The organism is Leifsonia sp. NPDC014704 (genome assembly GCF_043083605.1).
GTDB lineage: Bacteria > Actinomycetota > Actinomycetes > Actinomycetales > Microbacteriaceae > Leifsonia.
In genome coordinates this window covers 1,520,312-1,537,671 of sequence record NZ_JBIBYW010000002.1, presented here as the reverse complement: position 1 = coordinate 1,537,671, position 17,360 = coordinate 1,520,312, and the positions used below count along the sequence as shown (strand labels likewise).

The window sequence follows — 17,360 nt, the reverse complement described above, 5'->3', positions numbered from 1 at the left end:
ACGGCGGCTGGACCCGCAGGACCCGCCGGACGACGGTGACGGAGTCCGCCCGAGGGCCTCGGAGGGCGGCCTGGCAGGATGGATGCATGAAAGCGCTCGGCACCTGGCTCGCACGATGGTGGACGATCGGGGTGCCGGCGATCGGTGTCGTGGTCCTGGTGGCCTTCTGGGCGGTGGAGCTGAACACGATCGCCGTCATCGTGATCGCCGTGGTCCTGGCCGGGACAGTGCTGGCGGCCGTCCAGCACGCGGAGGTGGTGGCCCACCGGGTCGGGGAGCCGTTCGGTTCGCTCGTCCTCGCCGTCGCGGTCACCATCATCGAGGTGGCGCTGATCGTCACGCTCATGACCACGGGCAAGGACTCCCCCGAGCTCGCCCGCGACACCGTCTTCTCGGCCGTGATGATCACGATGAACGGCATCGTCGGGCTCTCGCTGCTGCTGAGCGCATCCCGCCGCGAGTCCACCGCCTTCAACGCTCAGGGCAGTGGAGCGGCCCTCGCGACGGTCACCGCGCTCGCCACCCTGACGATGGTGCTGCCGAGCTTCACGTCGGCGCCCGGCCCGGTGTTCTCCGGACCGCAGCTGGTGTTCGCGGCGATCGCCTCCCTCGCCCTGTACGGGATGTTCGTCTTCACCCAGACGGTGGCGCACCGCGACTTCTTCCTCCCGGTGGGCGAAAAGGGCAAGCCTCTGACCGAGGACGACCACGCCGAAGCGCCGACCAAGCGCGCCGCCCTGATCAGCCTCGGGCTGCTGCTCGTGTCGCTGGTCGCGGTCGTCGGATTGGCCAAGCTGGAGTCGACACCGATCGAGCGGGCGGTGACCGGGATCGGGCTGCCGCAGTCGTTCGTCGGTGTCGTCATCGCGCTGCTCGTGCTGTTGCCGGAAGGGATCGCGGCGTCGAAGGCGGCATCGCGCAACCGCACGCAGACGAGCCTCAACCTGGCGCTCGGCTCGGCGATGGCGAGCATCGGGCTCACGATCCCGGCGATCGCCGTCGCGTCGATCTGGCTGCCGGGCGCACTGCACCTCGGGCTCGGGTCGAGTCAGATCGTGCTGCTGGTGCTGACGGTGCTGGTCAGCATCCTCACCATCGTGCAGGGACGCGCCGTGCGACTGCAGGGCGGCATCCACCTGGTGCTGTTCGCGGCGTTCATCTTCCTGTCGATCGCACCCTAGCTCGCGACATTCGTGCCGAATGTGCGGAATGGCGGCGCCAGAACGCACATTCGGCACGAATGTGCGCGGGTCAGGCGGCGGTCGCGGCGTCGAAGAGCTGGGCGGCGGCGAGGCGGGCCGCGGCGGGCGTGCCGCCGCGCATGGCGGCATTCGCTGAAGCGCCGTCGAACAGCAGGGTCAGCTGGATGGCGAGCGTGCGGGGGTCAGCTGCTCCGGCGGCCGCGGCCTGGCGCTCGAAGTAGGACGTCAACTCGTCCTTGAACCCGCGGGCGACGACAGCGGCGGGATGCTCGCGGTCGCGCAGCTCGGTCGCCACGTTGACGAAGGGGCAGCCGTAGAAGTCGCCGGCCGCCGCGGCGGCGTGGAGGGCGTCGAAGACATGGAGCACGCGGTCACGCGGGGCGGCCTCCTCGTCGCTCTCGAAGTATCCCGTGACGACGCTCGGCCCGTACTCCTCGAGCATGGTGGCGACGATCGCATCCTTGCCGTCGAAGTGCTGGTAGATCGAGCGCTTGGAGACCTCGGCCTCCTGTGCGAGCCGGTCGACACCCACCGCGTTGACGCCCTCGCGCACGAACAGGCGCGCGGCGGCAGCGAGCACGCGATCGCGCGGCTTCGGCCGGGAGGGTGCGGTGGCTGTGGACATGCCTCGATCATAATCCGACGGTTGCAAAAAGTAAACCGATCTGTGTACATTGCAGTACACAGATCGGTTTACTTTCGGAAGGACCCTCTCATGACCGACATCACCGGCCGCGTCGCCCTCGTCACCGGCGCCAATCGCGGCCTCGGCGCCGCCTTCGTCGCAGCACTCCTCGAACGCGGGGCGACGAAGGTCTACGCCGCCGCCCGCCGCCCCGAGACCGTCACGAGCGATGACCCGCGCGTCGTCCCCCTCGCTCTCGATGTGACGGACCCGGACAGCATCCGCCGGGCGGCCGAGGTCGCGAGCGACGTCACGATCCTCGTCAACAACGCCGGCATCGCCGTCAACGAGTCACTCGTCACCGGCGACCTCGATGAGATCCACCGCGAGTTCGACACCAACTTCTGGGGACCGGTGCTCGTCACGCGCGCCTTCGCCCCCGTGCTCGAAGGAAACGGCGGCGGCGCCATCGTGAACATGCACTCCGCCCTCAGCTGGCTCGCCTTCGGCTCCTACAGCGCGACCAAGGCGGCCCTGTGGTCGGCCAGCAACTCGAGCCGCGTGGAGCTCGTGCCCGCGGGCATCCAGGTCGTCGGCGTCCACGTCGGCTACGTCGACACCGAGATGGCGGCGGATGCGACGGGCGTCAAGGTTCCGCCGCGCCAGGTCGCCGACGAGGCCCTCGACACCGTGCAGGAGGGCGGAGCGGAGGCGATCGTCGGAGAGGTCGCGCAGCAGGTCAAGTCGCACCTCCACGAGGATGTCCGCGTGCTCTACCCCCAGCTGGCCAGGTAGGCCTCTCCGCCGAATCCTTCCGGGCGGACGCCCCAGCTCACCGACCAGGTCTCTCCCGGCTCCAGCCAGCGCAGACCGCGGCCCGAGTTGAGGGCGTTCGCCGGGGCGGTCATCGGCTCGATCGCAAGGGCTACTCCCCCGGGCTTCGTCGCGAACGACCGGTGCGTGAACACCTGCACGTAGCGGAACGCCTCATCGGCCCAGAGCACGACCCGGCGGCCGTCGTCGGCGGCGAGGATGTGCTCCACCGGCCCCTCGGGCAGGTCGGCGAACCCGGTGTCGAGCTCCAGTTCGCTCACCCGCCGGCCCGCCGAGAGGTCGAACGGCGTGCCCGCGACCGGCGACTCGCCGGTGACGTTGCTGCGGTCGTCGGTCTCGAACCGGGTGCGCGCCGCCACGGTGACGGTCAGCTGGTCCGGCGGGACGTCCGCGATGCGGAGGTAGGGGTGCGCGCCGACGGCCACCGGTGCCGCCGTCTCGCCCGCGTTGCTGATCGTGTGGGTCACCTGGAGCCCCTCGGTGTGCAGTTCGTGCGTCACCGTGGTGTCGAGCAGGAACGGGTACCCGGGTTCCGGATAGACGGTCGCGGCCTGCGTGACCATCGAGTCGGACTGCTCCACCAGCTCGTACGGACGCCGTCGCAGCAGGCCGTGGATGGCGTTCCGCTTCGCCGGCTCGGTCAGGTCGAGCTGCCGTGGCTGCCCCTCGAACTCCCACCGGCCGTCCGCGACCCGGTTGGGCCACGGGACGAGCACGATCCCGCACGCCGAGGGCGGCTGCTCCTCGGCGGGGTAGGGCTCTGTGAGATCGGATTCGCCGAAGCGCAGGGAGCGGATGCCGGCTCCCACCTGCACGATGGTCGCGCTCAGGTCGCCGAAGTCGAGTTCGTACTGTTCACCGGTGGCGGGTCGCATGGCAACAGATTAGGCCTCAGGCGACGATCACCGGCAGTCCCGCATCCCGCAGGGCCGCCACCGCCTCCGGCGCAGCCGACTCGCCCGTGACCAGCTCGGACACCTCATCCACCGCGGCGATCCGGCCGAGATGCGTGCGGCCGAGCTTGCTGCCGTCGGCCACCACGATCGCGCGCTCGGCGGAGCCGACCATGACGCGTTTGAGGTCGGCCTCGGGCAGGTTCACATTGGTGATGCCGCCGGTGGGATGCACGCCGGTGCAGCCGATGAAGGCGATGTCGGCGTGCACGCGCCCGAGCAGCACAGCGGCCAACGGCTCGACGAGGGAGTGCTGCAGCGGCCGCAGCGTGCCGCCGGTGACGACCACCTCGAACCGCGGGATGGCGCGCTCCAGCTCGAGCGCGATGGTCAGACCGTTCGTGATGACGGTCACGCCCTCCAGGTCGTCCCGCTCGACGAGGGCGCGTGCGATAGCGGCGGTGGTCGTGCCCACATCGAGCAGCACGCTGCTGCCGGAGGCGACCATCGCCGCGGCTTCCCGGGCGATCCGGCGCTTCTCGTCGGCCGACGACTCCAGGGACTCCTCGAAGCTCGGCTCCCGCATCCCGGCTGTTCGCAGCACGGCCCCGCCGTGGACCCGGCGGATGCTCTGCTCGCGGTCGAGCGCATCCAGGTCGCTGCGCACGGTGACGTCGGAGACCTGGAACGCCTCGCTCAGGTCCGACACCCGGGCGAAGCCGGCGCGCCCGATCAGTTCGAGCATGCGTTCGCGCCGGAGAGCCGCGGGGAGGGCTTCGCTCATATGCCCATGCTGAGGCGCTTGCGATTCCTTGTCAATACGAAAGCGGACGCGGTATTCTCGCTTTCGTATTCGAAAGGATGGCATGGCCTCGATCACGAAGCGTCCCACCCGTCTCTCCGACGGCCGCGACCTCATCTACTACGACGACGCCGACACGACGCTCGGCGCCGAGCGCAAGCCCGACCTGCGCGAGCCGGCGCCCCGGCCGCCCACCGCGACGATGCGGCAGGACCCGCTCACCGGCGAATGGGTCTCCATCGCGGCAGCGCGCCAGAACCGGGTGATGCTCCCGCCCGCCGAGCTGGATCCGCTCGCCCCCGCGACACCGACGAACCCGTCCGAGATCCCCGACCTCTACGACGTCGCCGTGTTCGAGAACAAGTCGCCCTCCTTCGGCCCGCTGCTCGTCGACGACAACGCCCCCGAAGGGATCGACGACCTGGCCCAGGTGGGGTTGGGGCGCACCCGAACGTCGGTCGGCCGCTGCGAGGTGGTCTGCTTCAGCCCGGCCACCACCGGATCCTTCGGAAGCCTCAGCCCGTCGCGCGCACGCACGGTCATCGAGGCCTGGGCGGACCGCACCACCGAGCTCTCCGCGCTGCCCGGCGTTCAGCAGGTGTTCCCGTTCGAGAACCGCGGCGAGGCCATCGGCGTCACGCTGCACCACCCGCACGGGCAGATCTACGCCTACCCGTACATCACGCCGCGCACCTCCGCGCTCATCCGCTCGCTCGACGCGTACGGACCGACGCTGTTCGCCGACATCCTGGAGCGGGAGCGCGCCAGCGAGCGCGTCGTCCTCGCCGGAGAGCACTGGACGGCATACGTGCCGTTCGCCGCGCGCTGGCCGATCGAGATCCACGTGCTCCCCCACCGCCACGTCGCCGACATCTCCGAGACCAACGCCGCCGAGCGGGACGAGCTGGCCACGCTCTACCTGCGGGTGCTGCGCGGGGTGGATGCGCTCTACGACTCCCCCACGCCGTACATCGCCGCGTGGCACCAGGCTCCCGTCGGCGTTCGCCGGCACGAGATCCGCCTCATGCTGCAGCTGACCTCGCCCCGCCGCGGCGCGGATAAGCTGAAGTTCCTGGCCGGCTCGGAGTCGGCCATGGGCGCCTGGGTGGGCGACATCCCGCCCGAGCAGGCGGCCGCTGCGCTCCGCGAGGCCGTCGCCCGCGCCGACCGCGACAACCCGGTCGGCGAACTGCCGGTCTCGGTGACCGGGCTCGTCACCGAGCCTGTCGTCGCGCCGGCGGGCACCGCATCCACTTCCGACCGAGAGGCTGACCGATGACCGACCTGCGCACGGGCGTCCGCGACGACTTCGCCGAGGTGTTCGGCCGCGAACCCGACGGTGTCTGGTCGGCGCCGGGCCGGGTCAACCTGATCGGCGAGCACACCGACTACAACCTGGGATTCGTCCTGCCGTTCGCGATCAACCGGCGCACCGTCGCCGCGGTCGGCGCGCGTGACGACCGCATCATCCGCGTCGGGAGCACCTTCGCGGACGAAGTGGTCGAGATCTCGCTCGACGAACTGGCGCCCGAGGTGCTCTCCGGCTGGTCGGCGTACCCGCTGGGCGTCGCCTGGGCTCTCGGCCAGTTCGGTGCCGACCTTGCCGCTGTGCCGGGCGTCGACATCCTGCTCGACTCCAACGTGCCCGTCGGCGCCGGCCTGTCGTCCTCCGCGGCGATCGAGGGTGCCGTGGCCGTGGCACTCAACGACCTGTGGCGTCTCGGGTTCGATCGCCGCACCCTCGCCCGCGTCGGCCAGCGCGCCGAGAACGTCGCGGTCGGTGCGCCGACGGGAATCATGGACCAGTCCGCGTCCCTCCTCGGCGAGCGTGACGCGGCCGTCTTCCTCGACTGCCGGTCGCTCGACTCTGAAGTCGTGCCCCTCGGGCTCGAGGCCGCCGCGCTCGAGATCCTCATTATCGATACGGGCGTGACGCACTCCCACGCCACCGGCGGGTACGCCGAGCGTCGGGCGTCCTGCGAAGAAGGCGCGCGCATCCTGGGCGTCGACGCGCTGCGGGATGTGTCGGTCGGCGACCTCGACCGTGCGCGCGAGCTGATGGACGATGTGACGTTCCGCCGTGTCCGTCACGTAGTCACGGAGGACCAGCGTGTGCTCGACACCGTTCGTACGCTCCGCGAGCAGGGACCGGCCGCGATCGGCGAGCTGCTCGACGCGTCCCACGTGTCGATGCGCGACGACTTCGAGATCTCGGTGCCCGAGCTCGACCTCGCCGTGGAGACGGCGCAGGCGAACGGCGCGATCGGCGCGCGGATGACCGGCGGCGGCTTCGGAGGCTCGGCCATCGCCCTCGTGCCGACGGACGCGCTCAGCCGCGTGCTCGTCGCGCTGGACGGCGCGTTCGCCGAGCACGGGTTCGGCCAGCCGGACCTCTTCACGGTGCAGGCGTCGGAGGGTGCTCGGCGCGAGAGCTGAGCGGTTCACCTCCCGGTCACCCGGTGGTGCCACACTGTGACGCGTGAGTGGACAGGGAGTGAACGATCCGGTCGTCGTGTGGCTCGACGCCGACACCGTGCAGCTGCGGCAGCCCAAGGCGTCGCACTGGGAAGCACCGTTCCTGTATCTGCTGTTCGGGCGCGAACGGGCGCTGCTCATCGACACGGGAGCGACGTCCGACGAGGCGGTGTTCCCGCTGCGCGGGGCCGTCGATGGCCTGATCTCGGAGTGGCTCCGACGCAACCCGGCCGTGTTCGTGCGGCCGTATCCGCTGGTCGTCGCGCACTCGCATGCGCACCGCGACCACATCGCCGGGGACGCTCTGCTGCGCGACCGCCCGGGCACGACGGTCGTCGGCACCAGCCCGGCCGAGGTGATCGGGTTCTTCGGGTTCCCGACCTGGCCGGATGCGACCGTGTCCTACGACCTCGGACGCCGGGTGGTCGACGTCATCGGCGGACCGGGGCACGAGCCGTCGGCCGTCGTGTTCTTCGACCGGCAGACGGGCATCCTGTTCACCGGCGACACCGTGCTCCCGGCCCGGCTGTACGTGCGCGACCTCGGGCAGTACCGGGCGACGATCGAGCGGCTGATCCGCTTCCGCGACGACCCGCCCGCGCCCGTCCGCGAGCTGCGCGGTGCGCACATCGAGATGTCCACCGAGCCGGGCGTCGACTATCCGGCGGGGACGGTGGACCAGCCGGACGAGGCTCCGCTGCCGCTGCGCCCCCGCATCCTCGACCGCGTGCTCGCCGCCCTGTCCGAGCTGCGCGGCGCCCCCGGCGAGCGCGTCGTCTCCAAGCGCTTCATCGTCGTCGTGGACCGCTGACCCGCACCTCTCCGCCCCCCGTCGAGTCCGCAAACTTTGCACGCCGCGGCGGTGTGTCGTGTGCAAAGTTTGCGGACTCGACGGCGGGCGGCGGGTTCAGGAGGGGCGGCGTGCGGCGGCGATGAGGAGGGCCGCGCCGGTGGCGACGAGGGCGTAGGTGAGCGCCGAGAAGGGGATGCTGCCGTTGCCGCTGCGGATCGTGCCACGGCCATCGGCGCGCTGCCAGTCGCAGACGCTGCCGATCGGCCAGAACGAACGGTGCTCGGTGACCACGTCGCTCCGCTCGGAGATCAGGGCGCCCGCCGGAGCGGGACCGTAACGCGCGCACGGATTCTTCCAGGCCGCGCCAACCGCCATCACTGCGAGGTAGGCAGCGAGCAGGAGGGCGAGCGCTCCACCCGCGACCAGCAGGCGCGTGGTGCGACGGCGACGGTGGGGGTGAGGCACGCAGCCGACGCTATCCTGCAGCTCCCGCCCGGGCGTCCGCCGGCGGAAGGACGTGCGTCAGTCTGCGGACGGAGCCGGCTCGACGGGGTGCGGCTCGCCGCCGGTGAGGCGCACGAGCTCGTCGAACGCGGTGGGGAAGACGGTGTGGGCGTGACCCGCGGCCGCCCAGATCTCCGGGTAGCCGGCGAGCGCCACATCCACCACGGTTCGCAGGCGCTGCGGGTGACCGACGGGTGCGACGCCGCCGATCGTCTGACCCGTCGCCGCCTTGACGGTCTCAGGGTCGGCGCGGCGGATGCGGCCGCCGAGCCGCTCGCCGAGGAACGCGGTGTCGACGCGGTGGGCGCCGGAGGTCATCACGAGGAGCGGTTCGCCGTCGATCGTAAAGACGAGCGAGTTCGCGATCGCACCCACCTCGACACCCAGTTCCGCAGCGGCGGACGCCGCGGTCGGCGTGGCCGATTCGAACCAGCGGACCCGAGGCTCGACCCCCGCCGCGAGCAGCGCCGCTTCGACACGTTCGACGGCGGGGTGCGTCCGCTCGCGCGGCGCGTCGGTCACTGCAGCTCCCGCTCCGCCGACTCGACGACGTTCTGCAGCAGCAGCGCGCGCGTCATCGGGCCGACCCCACCGGGGTTCGGGGAGACCCAGGAGGCGACCTCGGCCACATCCGGCGCCACGTCGCCCGCGACGACGCTCTTGCCGGTCACCGGATCCTCCACGCGGCTCACGCCCACGTCGAGAACGATCGCGCCGGGCTTGACGTTCGCGGCGGTGACCAGCCCGGCGACGCCGGCGGCGGCCACGATGATGTCGGCACGGCGGAGGTGCGCGTCCAGGTCGTGGGTGCCGGTGTGGGTGAGGGTGACGGTCGCGTTGTACTCGCGACGGGTCAGCAGTGCGCCGATCGACCGCCCCACGGTGACGCCGCGGCCGACGACCACCACATCCTTGCCGCGGATGTCGATGCCGTGCCGCAGCATCAGCTCGATCACACCGCGCGGCGTGCACGGCAGAGGCGAGGTGATCGGCCGGTTCACATTGAGCACCAGGCGGCCGAGATTCGTCGGGTGGAGGCCGTCCGCATCCTTCGCCGGGTCGACGAGTTCGAGGATGGCGTCGGTGTCGAGGTGGCTCGGCAGAGGCAGCTGCACGATGAAGCCGGTGCAGTCGGGGTCGTTGTTGAGCTCCTCGACCACGGCTTCGAGCTCGGTCTGCGAGATGTCGGCGGGCAGGTCGCGGCGGATGGAGGCGATGCCGACCTCGGCGCAGTCGCGGTGCTTTCCGGCGACGTACCACTGCGAGCCCGGGTCGTCGCCGACGAGGATCGTCCCGAGTCCCGGGACGATGCCCTTCTCACGCAGCGCGCCGACGCGCTCCTTCAGCTCCGCCTTGATCGCGGCGGCGGTCGCCTTCCCGTCCAGAATCTGTGCGGTCACGTTCGCTCCTTCCACAGAACGAAGCCGCCAGCTCCTGAGTTTTTCGCACGAAACGACGCGAATCGGCGGAAAAACTCAGGAGCTGATGGCTGGGGTAGGGGGTGGGTCAGATGGAGGAGGGGAGCTCGACCTGGACGGCCTCGGCGCCGGACGGCGTCAGGCCCGGGTAGAGCGGGAACGCCGCGGTCAGCGCGTCGACGCGGGCGCGCAGCGCGCGGGTGTCGGCACCAGGACGGAGGGCCAGCGCGATGATGTCGGCCACCTCGGTGAACTCGGTGTCGCCGAAACCACGGGTCGCGAGCGCCGGGGTGCCGATCCGGAGACCGGAGGTCACCATCGGCGGGCGCGGGTCGAACGGCACGGCGTTGCGGTTCACGGTGATGCCGACCTCGTGCAGCACGTCCTCCGCCTGCTGGCCGTCGAGCTCCGATGTGCGCAGGTCGGCGAGCACGAGGTGCACGTCGGTCCCGCCCGTGAGCACGTCCACACCGGCGGCGCGGGAGTCGTCGGCGGTGAGGCGCTCGGCGAGCAGCTTCGCACCGCGGATGGTCCGCTCCTGGCGGTCCTTGAACTCCTCGGTCGCCGCCAGCTTGAACGCGGTCGCCTTCGCGGCGATCACGTGCATGAGCGGCCCGCCCTGCTGGCCCGGGAACACGTTCGAGTTGAGCTTCTTGGCGAGCTCGGTGTCGCGGCTCACGATGAAGCCGGAGCGCGGGCCGCCGATGGTCTTGTGGACGGTCGAGCTGACCACGTCGGCGAAGGGCACGGGCGAGGGATGCAGCCCAGCGGCGACGAGACCGGCGAAGTGCGCCATGTCCACCCACAGCTTCGCTCCGACCTCGTCGGCGATCTCGCGGAACGCCGCGAAGTCGAGCTGGCGCGGGTAGGCCGACCAGCCGGCGATGATGACCTGCGGCTTGTGCTCGAGCGCCTTGTCGCGCACGACGTTCATGTCGACGAGGAACGTCTCGGGGTCGACGCCGTACGACACGGCGTTGTAGAGCTTGCCGGAGAAGTTGAGCTTCATCCCGTGGGTGAGGTGGCCGCCGTGGGCGAGCTCCAGGCCCAGGATGGTGTCGCCGGGCGTCGCGATGGCGGAGAGCACGGCGGCGTTGGCGGAGGCACCGGAGTGCGGCTGGACGTTGGCGTACTCGGCGCCGAAGAGGGCCTTCGCCCGGTCGATCGCGAGCTGCTCGGCGATGTCGACGTACTCGCAGCCGCCGTAGTAGCGGCGGCCCGGGTAGCCCTCCGCGTACTTGTTGGTGAGGACGGAGCCGACCGCTTCGAGCACCGCGCGCGGCACGAAGTTCTCGGAGGCGATCATCTCGAGGTAGTCGCGCTGGCGGCCGAGCTCGAGCTGCAGCACCTCCGCGATCTCGGGGTCGACTTCCGCCAGAGGGGCGGTGAACGTCGAGGGGAGGGTATCGGTCATGGCCGGCTCCTTCGTACAGGGATGGACTATTGCGTAGCGACCCAGGCGCGCGGCCGCATCCATCCGTGTTCTCGAGGTTCCGTGTCGCTCCCCGATGGTGACCATCTGAGCGCCAGTCGCGACGGGCCAAGCATAGCAAAGCGGACGCCGGGCGGAACCCTTGCCCATCGCCGGAGGCCCTGCGATACTCGCTGATGGCCGACGCATGCGGGGCGGGCGGAGTCGGTCTCATCCGCTCTGCCCCGACCCGCAAGGGAGCTCACCGTGGTCGTGCCCCGCCCTGTCTCCGTCTCGCCATCGGAGGGTTCGCCCTTCGTGCTGGCCCCGACCGCGCGGATCAGCGTCGCCGGGCCCGGAGCCGACGCCGTCGCGCGGCTGCTGCGCGACGCCCTCGCGACGGACTGCTCCCGCGACCTCGCGATCGTGGACGAGCCGCCCGCGTTCGGCGACATCGCCGTGGTGATCGCACCGGGCGAGGGCCCGCACGAGGACGGCCCGGACAGCGCGGAGGGCTACACGCTGGAGGTCGCCGTGGAGGGCGTGCGCATCGGCGCAGCGACCCCGGCCGGCGCGTTCTGGGGCGTGCAGACGCTGCGCCAGCTGGTCCCGGCCGTCTGCGACGGCGACCCGCTGACGATCGAGCCCGTCCGCGTCCATGACCATCCGCGGTACGCGTATCGCGGAGCGATGCTGGATGTGGCGCGCCACTTCTTCACGCCGGCCGAGGTGAAGCGGTTCATCGACGCGATCGTCCTGCTCAAGATCAACCACCTGCACCTGCACCTGACCGACGACCAGGGCTGGCGCATCCACATCGAGTCGTGGCCGGAGCTGACCCGCGTCGGCGGCTCGACCGGCAGCGACGGCAGCCGCGGCGGGTTCTACACGCAGGACGAGTTCCGCGACCTCGTCGCCTACGCGGCCGAACGGCACGTCACCGTGGTCCCGGAGCTGGACATGCCGGGCCACACGAACGCGGCGCTCGCGTCGTATCCCGAGCTGAATCCCGACGGGGTCGCGCGCCCGCTCTACACGGGCTCGGACGTCGGCTTCAGCACGCTGCAGACGGGGGACGCGGTGACCCGCCGCTTCGTGCGCGACGTCGTCCGCGAGGTGGCCGCGCTCACGCCGGGACCTCTGCTGCACCTCGGCGGCGACGAGTGCCTGAGCACGTCGCCGGCGGACTTCGTCGCGTTCGTGGAGGAGGCCGCGCGGGTCGTCGCCGAGAACGGCAAGACGCCGGTCGGCTGGCACGAGATGGGCAAGGCGGGCGCCCTGCCGGCCGGGACCGTCGGGCAGTACTGGGACTTCACCACGCCGCGCGAGCGATCCGCCGAGTACGCGGTGACCTTCGTCCGCGGGGGCGGCTCCCTCATCCTCTCGCCGTCGGACGCCGCCTACCTCGACATCGTCTACGCGGAGGGCGACGCGATCGGCCAGGACTGGACCGGCAAGCCGACCACTCTGCGCGACGCGTTCGCGTGGGACCCGGCTCGTGTCATCCCGGGCGTCGGAGATGCGCACATCCTGGGCGTGGAGGCCGCGCTGTGGACGGAGACGGTCACCTCCATCGAGGAGGTCGAGGAGATGGTCCTCCCCCGGCTCGCGGCGGTGGCGGAAGTGGGGTGGTCTCGGGCGCCCGCCGACACCGAGCCCGTCGAGGCGGCGCGCGACCTGGACGACTTCACCGAGCGCGTCGCCGAGCTCGCCGAGCACTGGGACGCAGCAGGAACCCGCTACCGCCGTGTGCCCGAGGTGCCGTGGCGACAGGTCACGGGTACCCGATGAACCACAACAGCACGATCGCCACCGGCTGCAGAGCGATGCACGCGATCAGGGCGGCCTTTCGCGCCTTCCGATGACGCGTGAGTCCGCGCGCGCCCGCCAGGGGTGCGAGCGGCAGCAGCAGCCGGAAGGTGCTCTGCTGCGGCAGGAACACCGCGAACAGGTACAGCCCGTAGCTGGCCGCGTACGCGACGGTCTCCGTCCCGAGCGCGCGGACGGACGGCCGGGTCACCACCCAGGTGAACCCGGCGACGATCGCGAGCACGATCAGCGCGCCCAGGATGCTGAGGTACTTCCAGCTGAGCAGGAACCACGGCGTCAGCGGGATGAACGCCACCTTGCCGATGAAGCCCGTCCACCAGGAGAGCTCGGTGCTGACGTAGGCGTCGCCGGTGCCCGTCACGGCTGCCGCGATGATCGGCCAGGCGAGGCCGGCCAGCGCCATCAATCCCCCGGTCACCACCATCGAGAGGCGCTCCCGCGGCAGGAATGCGTCCGTGCCGCGCCGGGCCCGCACGGTCCGGACGACGAGAACGATGGCGAGCGCGAGCGGCAGGGCCAGCGCCCCGGGCCGGGTGAACGCCGCGGCGACGCCGAAGGGCAGCATCAGCCAGTACCGCCGCTGAATCATGGTCAGCAGCGCCGCGAACATGAGGAAGAAGAACATGCTCTCCGCGTAGGCGATCTGCAGCACGAACGAGAGCGGACCGAAGCAGAAGAACGCCGTCGCCCAGAACGCGCTGGAGACTCCCGCCCGCGCTGCTACCAGCCGGAACAGCACCACGCTGGCGGCGGCCCCGAAAACCATCGCGACCGCGAACCCGGCGGGATAGAAGCTCAGCCCGGTGAGGAGCATCACGACCCGCACGACCATCGGGAAGAGGGGCAGGAACGCCCACGGGTTCTGCTGCACAGAGCCGTCGCTGTCGCGCGGGAGGCTGGTGGGGTACCCCTGCTCCACGATCTGGCTGTAGTACGCGCCGTCCCACGCGCCCGAGAACGTGAAGAACGTCGGGTTCATCCGCGGGCTCGCGTAGTCCCAGTGCGCGACGTTGGCGGTGACGAACAGCGCGAGCATCAGCATGGTGGTGAGCAGCCGCGAGACGGCGTACAGCACGAGAACGGCCGCCCACCAGGGCACCTCGCGGCCGGCGAAGCGCAGCCGCCGCGGTACCGCCATCGGGCGGCCGGGCAGCTCCGGTCGCCTGGTGCTCGTGGTGCCCGCCGTCATCGTCCCGTCCGTCGCCATCCGATCCCTCCCCGGGATCTGCCCTCTGGGATGGTACCCGCCGGAAACGGTTCTCCGGCAGCCGGTTGACGCGGCCTGAGAGAGTCCTCATACGGCGGGAGGCGACCGCATCGCGCCACACGCGCGGCGCCCCCCGCCGGGTCGGGGTGCCCTACTTCACGCTGCCCGCGGTGAGACCGCCGACGAGCCGCTTCTCGATGAGCATGAACAGGATGACCACGGGGATGACGGCGACGACCGACACCGCGAACACGTACTGCCAGGCCGCGTCGTACTGGCCGACGAACTTGGTGAGCGCCACGGAGAGCGGCTGGTTGGCATCCGTCGACAGGATCACGAGGCTCGCCGCGAACTCGTTCCACGACGCGACGAAGGTGTAGATGATCGCCGTGACGATGCCCGGCCAGACGAGTGGGAGCTGGACGCGGAACAGCACGGCCCACTTCCCCGCGCCGTCGAGCTGGGCGGCCTCGTCGACCTCCTTCGGCACTCCCGCGAAGAAGCTGTGCATGATCCAGATCGCGAACGCGAGGTTGAACGCCGCGTTGACGAGGATCATCGCGAGCCACGTGTCGTTGATCCCGAGCGCGACCATCTCCTTGAAGAGACCCGTCGCGAGCACGGTCGGCTGGAGCATCTGGGTCACGATGACGAGGAACAGGAAGATCCCGCGACCCGGGAACCGGAACCGCGCCGTGTAATAGGCCGCGGGCACGCACACCAGCAGCACCAGCACCGTCGCGAACACGGAGATCACGATGGTGGAGATGAGGTTGTACGGCAGCGGCGTCTCCGGCGTCGACCACATCGTGAGGTAGTTCTCGGGATGCCACTGCTCGGGCAGGTAGGTCGGCGGGACCGCGAGGATGTTGTTCCTGCTCTTGAACGAGCCGATCAGCATGATCAGGTACGGCGCGATGAAGACCAGGGCGATCACGATGCCGGCGATGGTCTTCCCGGCGACGCGCCAGGAGGATCCGGCGGACCGGGAGCGACGGCGGCGCGGCGTCGGCGCTCCGGCGAGCGCGACGGGGGCTGGGGCGGTCACGAGACCTCCTTCATCGGCTTGACGACCCAGAGGTAGATGCCGACGACGACGAGCACGATCAGGAAGTTGATCACGCTGAGGGCGCTGGACAGGTCGATGCGCTGCTCGTTCTGGAGCAGTTTGAACACGTAGGTGGTGGTCGTGTCCGCCTCATAGCCGGGGATGGATCCGGTCATCAGCTTCAGGATGGGCAGCGAGTTGAACACGTTGATGATGTTGATCAGCGCGGCCAGGGCGATCGCGCTCCGCAGGTTAGGGAGGGTCACGCTGAAGTACGAGCGGAACGCTCCTGCGCCGTCCATCTTCGCCGCCTCGAGCATGTCGCCGGGGATGCCGGCCAGCCCCGCGAGGATCGTGTAGGTCGTGAACGGCAGCGAGACGAACACCGCGATGCCGATCGACGAGATGAACGCAGGGATCGGCTCCTTGGTGAATCCGAACGGCTCGGCGAGCAGATGGATGTCGACCAGGAACTTGTTGATGATCCCGTAGAAGGGGTCGAGGCCGTAGACGAACACGGTGGTGGTCATGACGACGCTGGCCGCCCACGGGACGATGATCGCCATCCGCACCCAACGCCGGCCGGGGAAGTTCTTGTCGAGGAACTGGGCGAGAGCGAGCGAGATCACGACGGTGATCACGACGACCGAGACGACCCAGACCAGGGAGTTGAGCAGGATGCCGGGGAGCTCCGGCCGCGACAGCACCGTGACGTAGTTCTTCAGGCCGACCGATCCGTGGTCCACGCCGGCGATCGAGATCTTCCGGGTGGAGTTGTAGATCATGTAGCCGGCGGGGAACAGCACGACGCCGAAGATCAAGATGAGGGCGGGCAGCGTCCACGGCACGGCGTGCCACAGGTCGGACGCCCCGCCGGTGGGCTTGGGGGACGCCCCGCGGCGGGGACGGCCGGTGGCCGCCCCCGCGCGGGTCGCTTCAGCAGTGCTGGTCATCCGGGTTACTGGCCGTCGGCCTTCGCCTGGATGGACTTCAGCAGGTCTTCGGGCTTCGCGCCCTGACCGAGCTGACCGATCTGGCTCTGGATCGCGCCCTGCGCGGCCGACCAGTTCGGGTTGGTGGACGGGTAGAACTTCGCGTTCGGCAGCAGGTCGAGGAACGGCTTGATGGTCTCGTCGGAGCCCATCGCGTCGGCACCGGACTTGGTCGTCGGCAGGAAGCCTTCGGCCGAGACCCACTTCGTGTAGACGTCCTTCGAGTAGAAGTAGTCGAGGAACTTCTTGATCGACGCCGTCTTGTCCGTCTTGTTCTTAAACGCCATCAGGTGGTCCGCGACGCCCAGGGTGAACGGCGAGCCGTCCTTGGTGGGGATCGGCGCGATGCCGTACTGCAGCGACGGGTTCTTGTCCTTGATCTGCCCGACTGTCGGCGGCAGGCCGACCTGCATGCCGAGCTGGCCCTGGATGAAGACGTTCAGCAGCGGGGTGCGGTTGGTCGAACCGGGGTTCGCCTGCGTATAGCCCTGCGTGATGATCTTCTGCATCTCGGTGGCGCCTTCGACGTTCTCCGAGCTGTCGATGGTCAGCTTCTTGGCGTCGCCGTATCCGCCGCCCGCTCCGTAGAACCAGATGGCGGTCTCGGCCTGTGCCTCCTCGCTGCCGAGCGGCATGCCGTACGGCGTGATGCCGGCGGCCTTCAGCTTGGCGGCGGCGTCCTCGAACTCGGCCCAGGTCTTCGGCGGGGCCGAGATGCCGGCCTTGGAGAAGTCGTCCTTGTTGTAGAACAGCGCGCGGGCGGAGGCGATGAACGGAAGGCCGTACTGCGTGCCGTCGATGCTCGCGTTCTTCTTGAAGGCGTCCTGGAAGTCGTCGAGCGTGGCGGAGGAGACGATGTCCTTGGCCGGGTAGAGCAGGTCGTCGGCCGCGAAGCCGGCGAACGCGTCGATGTTCAGGATGTCGGGCTGCTTCTGCGCCTGGATGCGCGTCTTGATGACGTTGTTGATGTCGGTCCAGGATTCGACGTCGAGGTTGACCTTGATGTCGCTGTTCTTCGCCTCGAAGTCCTTGATGATCTGCTGCCATTCGGTCTTGGTGTTGTCCGAGTAGCTGGCGACCATCAGGTCGAGCGTCTGCGCGCCGCCGGACGAGCCTCCGGACCCGCCGCTGAAGCCGCAGGAGGCGAGCGTCATGGTGGCGACCGCCGCTGTTGCGACCGCCGCTCCCCACCGCAGTGACTTCTTCATTGACTTCCTCACTTCTTGAAGGGAAACGCGAACCGTCACTGCCGATGGAACCTGCGCGACGATGCGTAGCTGTTGATGCTTAGTGATTTGTTTCTGCTCGAAACAAGCACTTGCACTC

General features: G+C 69.9%; 17 protein-coding genes. 6 read left to right on the top strand and 11 right to left on the bottom strand.

The window, feature by feature from the left end:
• Window positions 1-86 precede the first annotated feature (86 nt).
• Entirely contained in the window at window positions 87-1,181 is a 1,095-nt protein-coding gene (locus tag ACF1AJ_RS18965; RefSeq protein WP_391508732.1) for a calcium:proton antiporter, read from the top strand.
• A 70-nt stretch (window positions 1,182-1,251) separates the two neighbouring features.
• Here the strand turns inward: ACF1AJ_RS18965 and ACF1AJ_RS18960 are convergent, their stop codons facing one another.
• The gene (locus tag ACF1AJ_RS18960) at window positions 1,252-1,827 is read right to left on the bottom strand and encodes a TetR/AcrR family transcriptional regulator (RefSeq protein ID WP_391508731.1); all 576 of its coding nucleotides are present in this window, start codon (window positions 1,825-1,827) and stop codon (window positions 1,252-1,254) included.
• Between the two features lie 90 nt (window positions 1,828-1,917).
• Here ACF1AJ_RS18960 and ACF1AJ_RS18955 point away from each other — a divergent pair, with 90 nt between their 5' ends.
• Entirely contained in the window at window positions 1,918-2,622 is a 705-nt protein-coding gene (locus tag ACF1AJ_RS18955; protein WP_391508730.1) for an SDR family oxidoreductase, read from the top strand.
• On the opposite strand, the gene ACF1AJ_RS18950 is transcribed toward ACF1AJ_RS18955, so the two are convergent.
• Both ACF1AJ_RS18950 and ACF1AJ_RS18945 read right to left on the bottom strand, forming a co-directional pair.
• Window positions 2,601-3,536, bottom strand: coding sequence for an aldose 1-epimerase family protein (locus ACF1AJ_RS18950; RefSeq protein ID WP_391508728.1), 936 nt, complete (start codon window positions 3,534-3,536; stop codon window positions 2,601-2,603). The two genes, ACF1AJ_RS18955 and ACF1AJ_RS18950, sit on opposite strands and share 22 nt — an antisense overlap.
• Window positions 3,537-3,552: 16 nt before the next feature.
• Window positions 3,553-4,338 carry a DeoR/GlpR family DNA-binding transcription regulator gene (locus tag ACF1AJ_RS18945; RefSeq protein ID WP_391508727.1) on the bottom strand — a complete coding sequence of 262 codons (786 nt, stop codon included), beginning with the start codon at window positions 4,336-4,338 and terminating at the stop codon, window positions 3,553-3,555.
• A gap of 82 nt (window positions 4,339-4,420) precedes the next feature.
• Here ACF1AJ_RS18945 and galT point away from each other — a divergent pair, with 82 nt between their 5' ends.
• From galT to ACF1AJ_RS18930, 3 genes are read left to right on the top strand one after another with little or no spacing between them, the layout of a single operon-like run.
• The gene (gene galT / locus ACF1AJ_RS18940) at window positions 4,421-5,635 is read left to right on the top strand and encodes a galactose-1-phosphate uridylyltransferase (RefSeq protein WP_391508726.1); all 1,215 of its coding nucleotides are present in this window, start codon (window positions 4,421-4,423) and stop codon (window positions 5,633-5,635) included.
• Complete coding sequence (gene galK, locus ACF1AJ_RS18935; protein WP_391508725.1) at window positions 5,632-6,792, top strand: galactokinase; 1,161 nt, start codon at window positions 5,632-5,634, stop codon at window positions 6,790-6,792. Before galT ends, galK begins: the two co-directional genes overlap by 4 nt.
• Before the next feature lie 43 nt (window positions 6,793-6,835).
• Window positions 6,836-7,642, top strand: coding sequence for an MBL fold metallo-hydrolase (locus tag ACF1AJ_RS18930; protein WP_391508724.1), 807 nt, complete (start codon window positions 6,836-6,838; stop codon window positions 7,640-7,642).
• A gap of 96 nt (window positions 7,643-7,738) precedes the next feature.
• On the opposite strand, the gene ACF1AJ_RS18925 is transcribed toward ACF1AJ_RS18930, so the two are convergent.
• From ACF1AJ_RS18925 to glyA, 4 genes are all read right to left on the bottom strand, one after another.
• A complete protein-coding gene (locus tag ACF1AJ_RS18925) occupies window positions 7,739-8,089 on the bottom strand; it encodes a hypothetical protein (protein ID WP_391508723.1) in 351 nt (116 codons plus the stop codon).
• 57 nt (window positions 8,090-8,146) lie between these two features.
• The gene (locus tag ACF1AJ_RS18920) at window positions 8,147-8,650 is read right to left on the bottom strand and encodes a YbaK/EbsC family protein (protein ID WP_391508722.1); all 504 of its coding nucleotides are present in this window, start codon (window positions 8,648-8,650) and stop codon (window positions 8,147-8,149) included.
• Complete coding sequence (locus tag ACF1AJ_RS18915) at window positions 8,647-9,528, bottom strand: bifunctional methylenetetrahydrofolate dehydrogenase/methenyltetrahydrofolate cyclohydrolase (RefSeq protein ID WP_391508721.1); 882 nt, start codon at window positions 9,526-9,528, stop codon at window positions 8,647-8,649. The genes ACF1AJ_RS18920 and ACF1AJ_RS18915 overlap by 4 nt, the downstream gene beginning before the upstream one ends.
• Before the next feature lie 106 nt (window positions 9,529-9,634).
• Window positions 9,635-10,960, bottom strand: coding sequence for a serine hydroxymethyltransferase (gene glyA / locus ACF1AJ_RS18910; protein ID WP_354476630.1), 1,326 nt, complete (start codon window positions 10,958-10,960; stop codon window positions 9,635-9,637).
• A gap of 315 nt (window positions 10,961-11,275) precedes the next feature.
• Here glyA and ACF1AJ_RS18905 point away from each other — a divergent pair, with 315 nt between their 5' ends.
• Window positions 11,276-12,748 (top strand): family 20 glycosylhydrolase, encoded by a 1,473-nt coding sequence (locus ACF1AJ_RS18905; protein WP_391508720.1) that lies wholly within the window; start codon window positions 11,276-11,278, stop codon window positions 12,746-12,748.
• Here the strand turns inward: ACF1AJ_RS18905 and ACF1AJ_RS18900 are convergent.
• The 4 genes from ACF1AJ_RS18900 to ACF1AJ_RS18885 form a co-directional block, all read right to left on the bottom strand.
• Window positions 12,732-13,994: a hypothetical protein gene (locus ACF1AJ_RS18900; protein WP_391508719.1), complete on the bottom strand. Its 1,263-nt coding sequence runs from the start codon at window positions 13,992-13,994 to the stop codon at window positions 12,732-12,734. The two genes, ACF1AJ_RS18905 and ACF1AJ_RS18900, sit on opposite strands and share 17 nt — an antisense overlap.
• Window positions 13,995-14,145: 151 nt before the next feature.
• The gene (locus tag ACF1AJ_RS18895; RefSeq protein WP_391508718.1) at window positions 14,146-15,042 is read right to left on the bottom strand and encodes a carbohydrate ABC transporter permease; all 897 of its coding nucleotides are present in this window, start codon (window positions 15,040-15,042) and stop codon (window positions 14,146-14,148) included.
• A complete protein-coding gene (locus tag ACF1AJ_RS18890; protein ID WP_391508717.1) occupies window positions 15,039-15,995 on the bottom strand; it encodes a carbohydrate ABC transporter permease in 957 nt (318 codons plus the stop codon). The genes ACF1AJ_RS18895 and ACF1AJ_RS18890 overlap by 4 nt, the downstream gene beginning before the upstream one ends.
• A gap of 5 nt (window positions 15,996-16,000) precedes the next feature.
• Entirely contained in the window at window positions 16,001-17,242 is a 1,242-nt protein-coding gene (locus ACF1AJ_RS18885; RefSeq protein WP_391508716.1) for an extracellular solute-binding protein, read from the bottom strand.
• Between the last annotated feature and the right edge of the window lie 118 nt (window positions 17,243-17,360).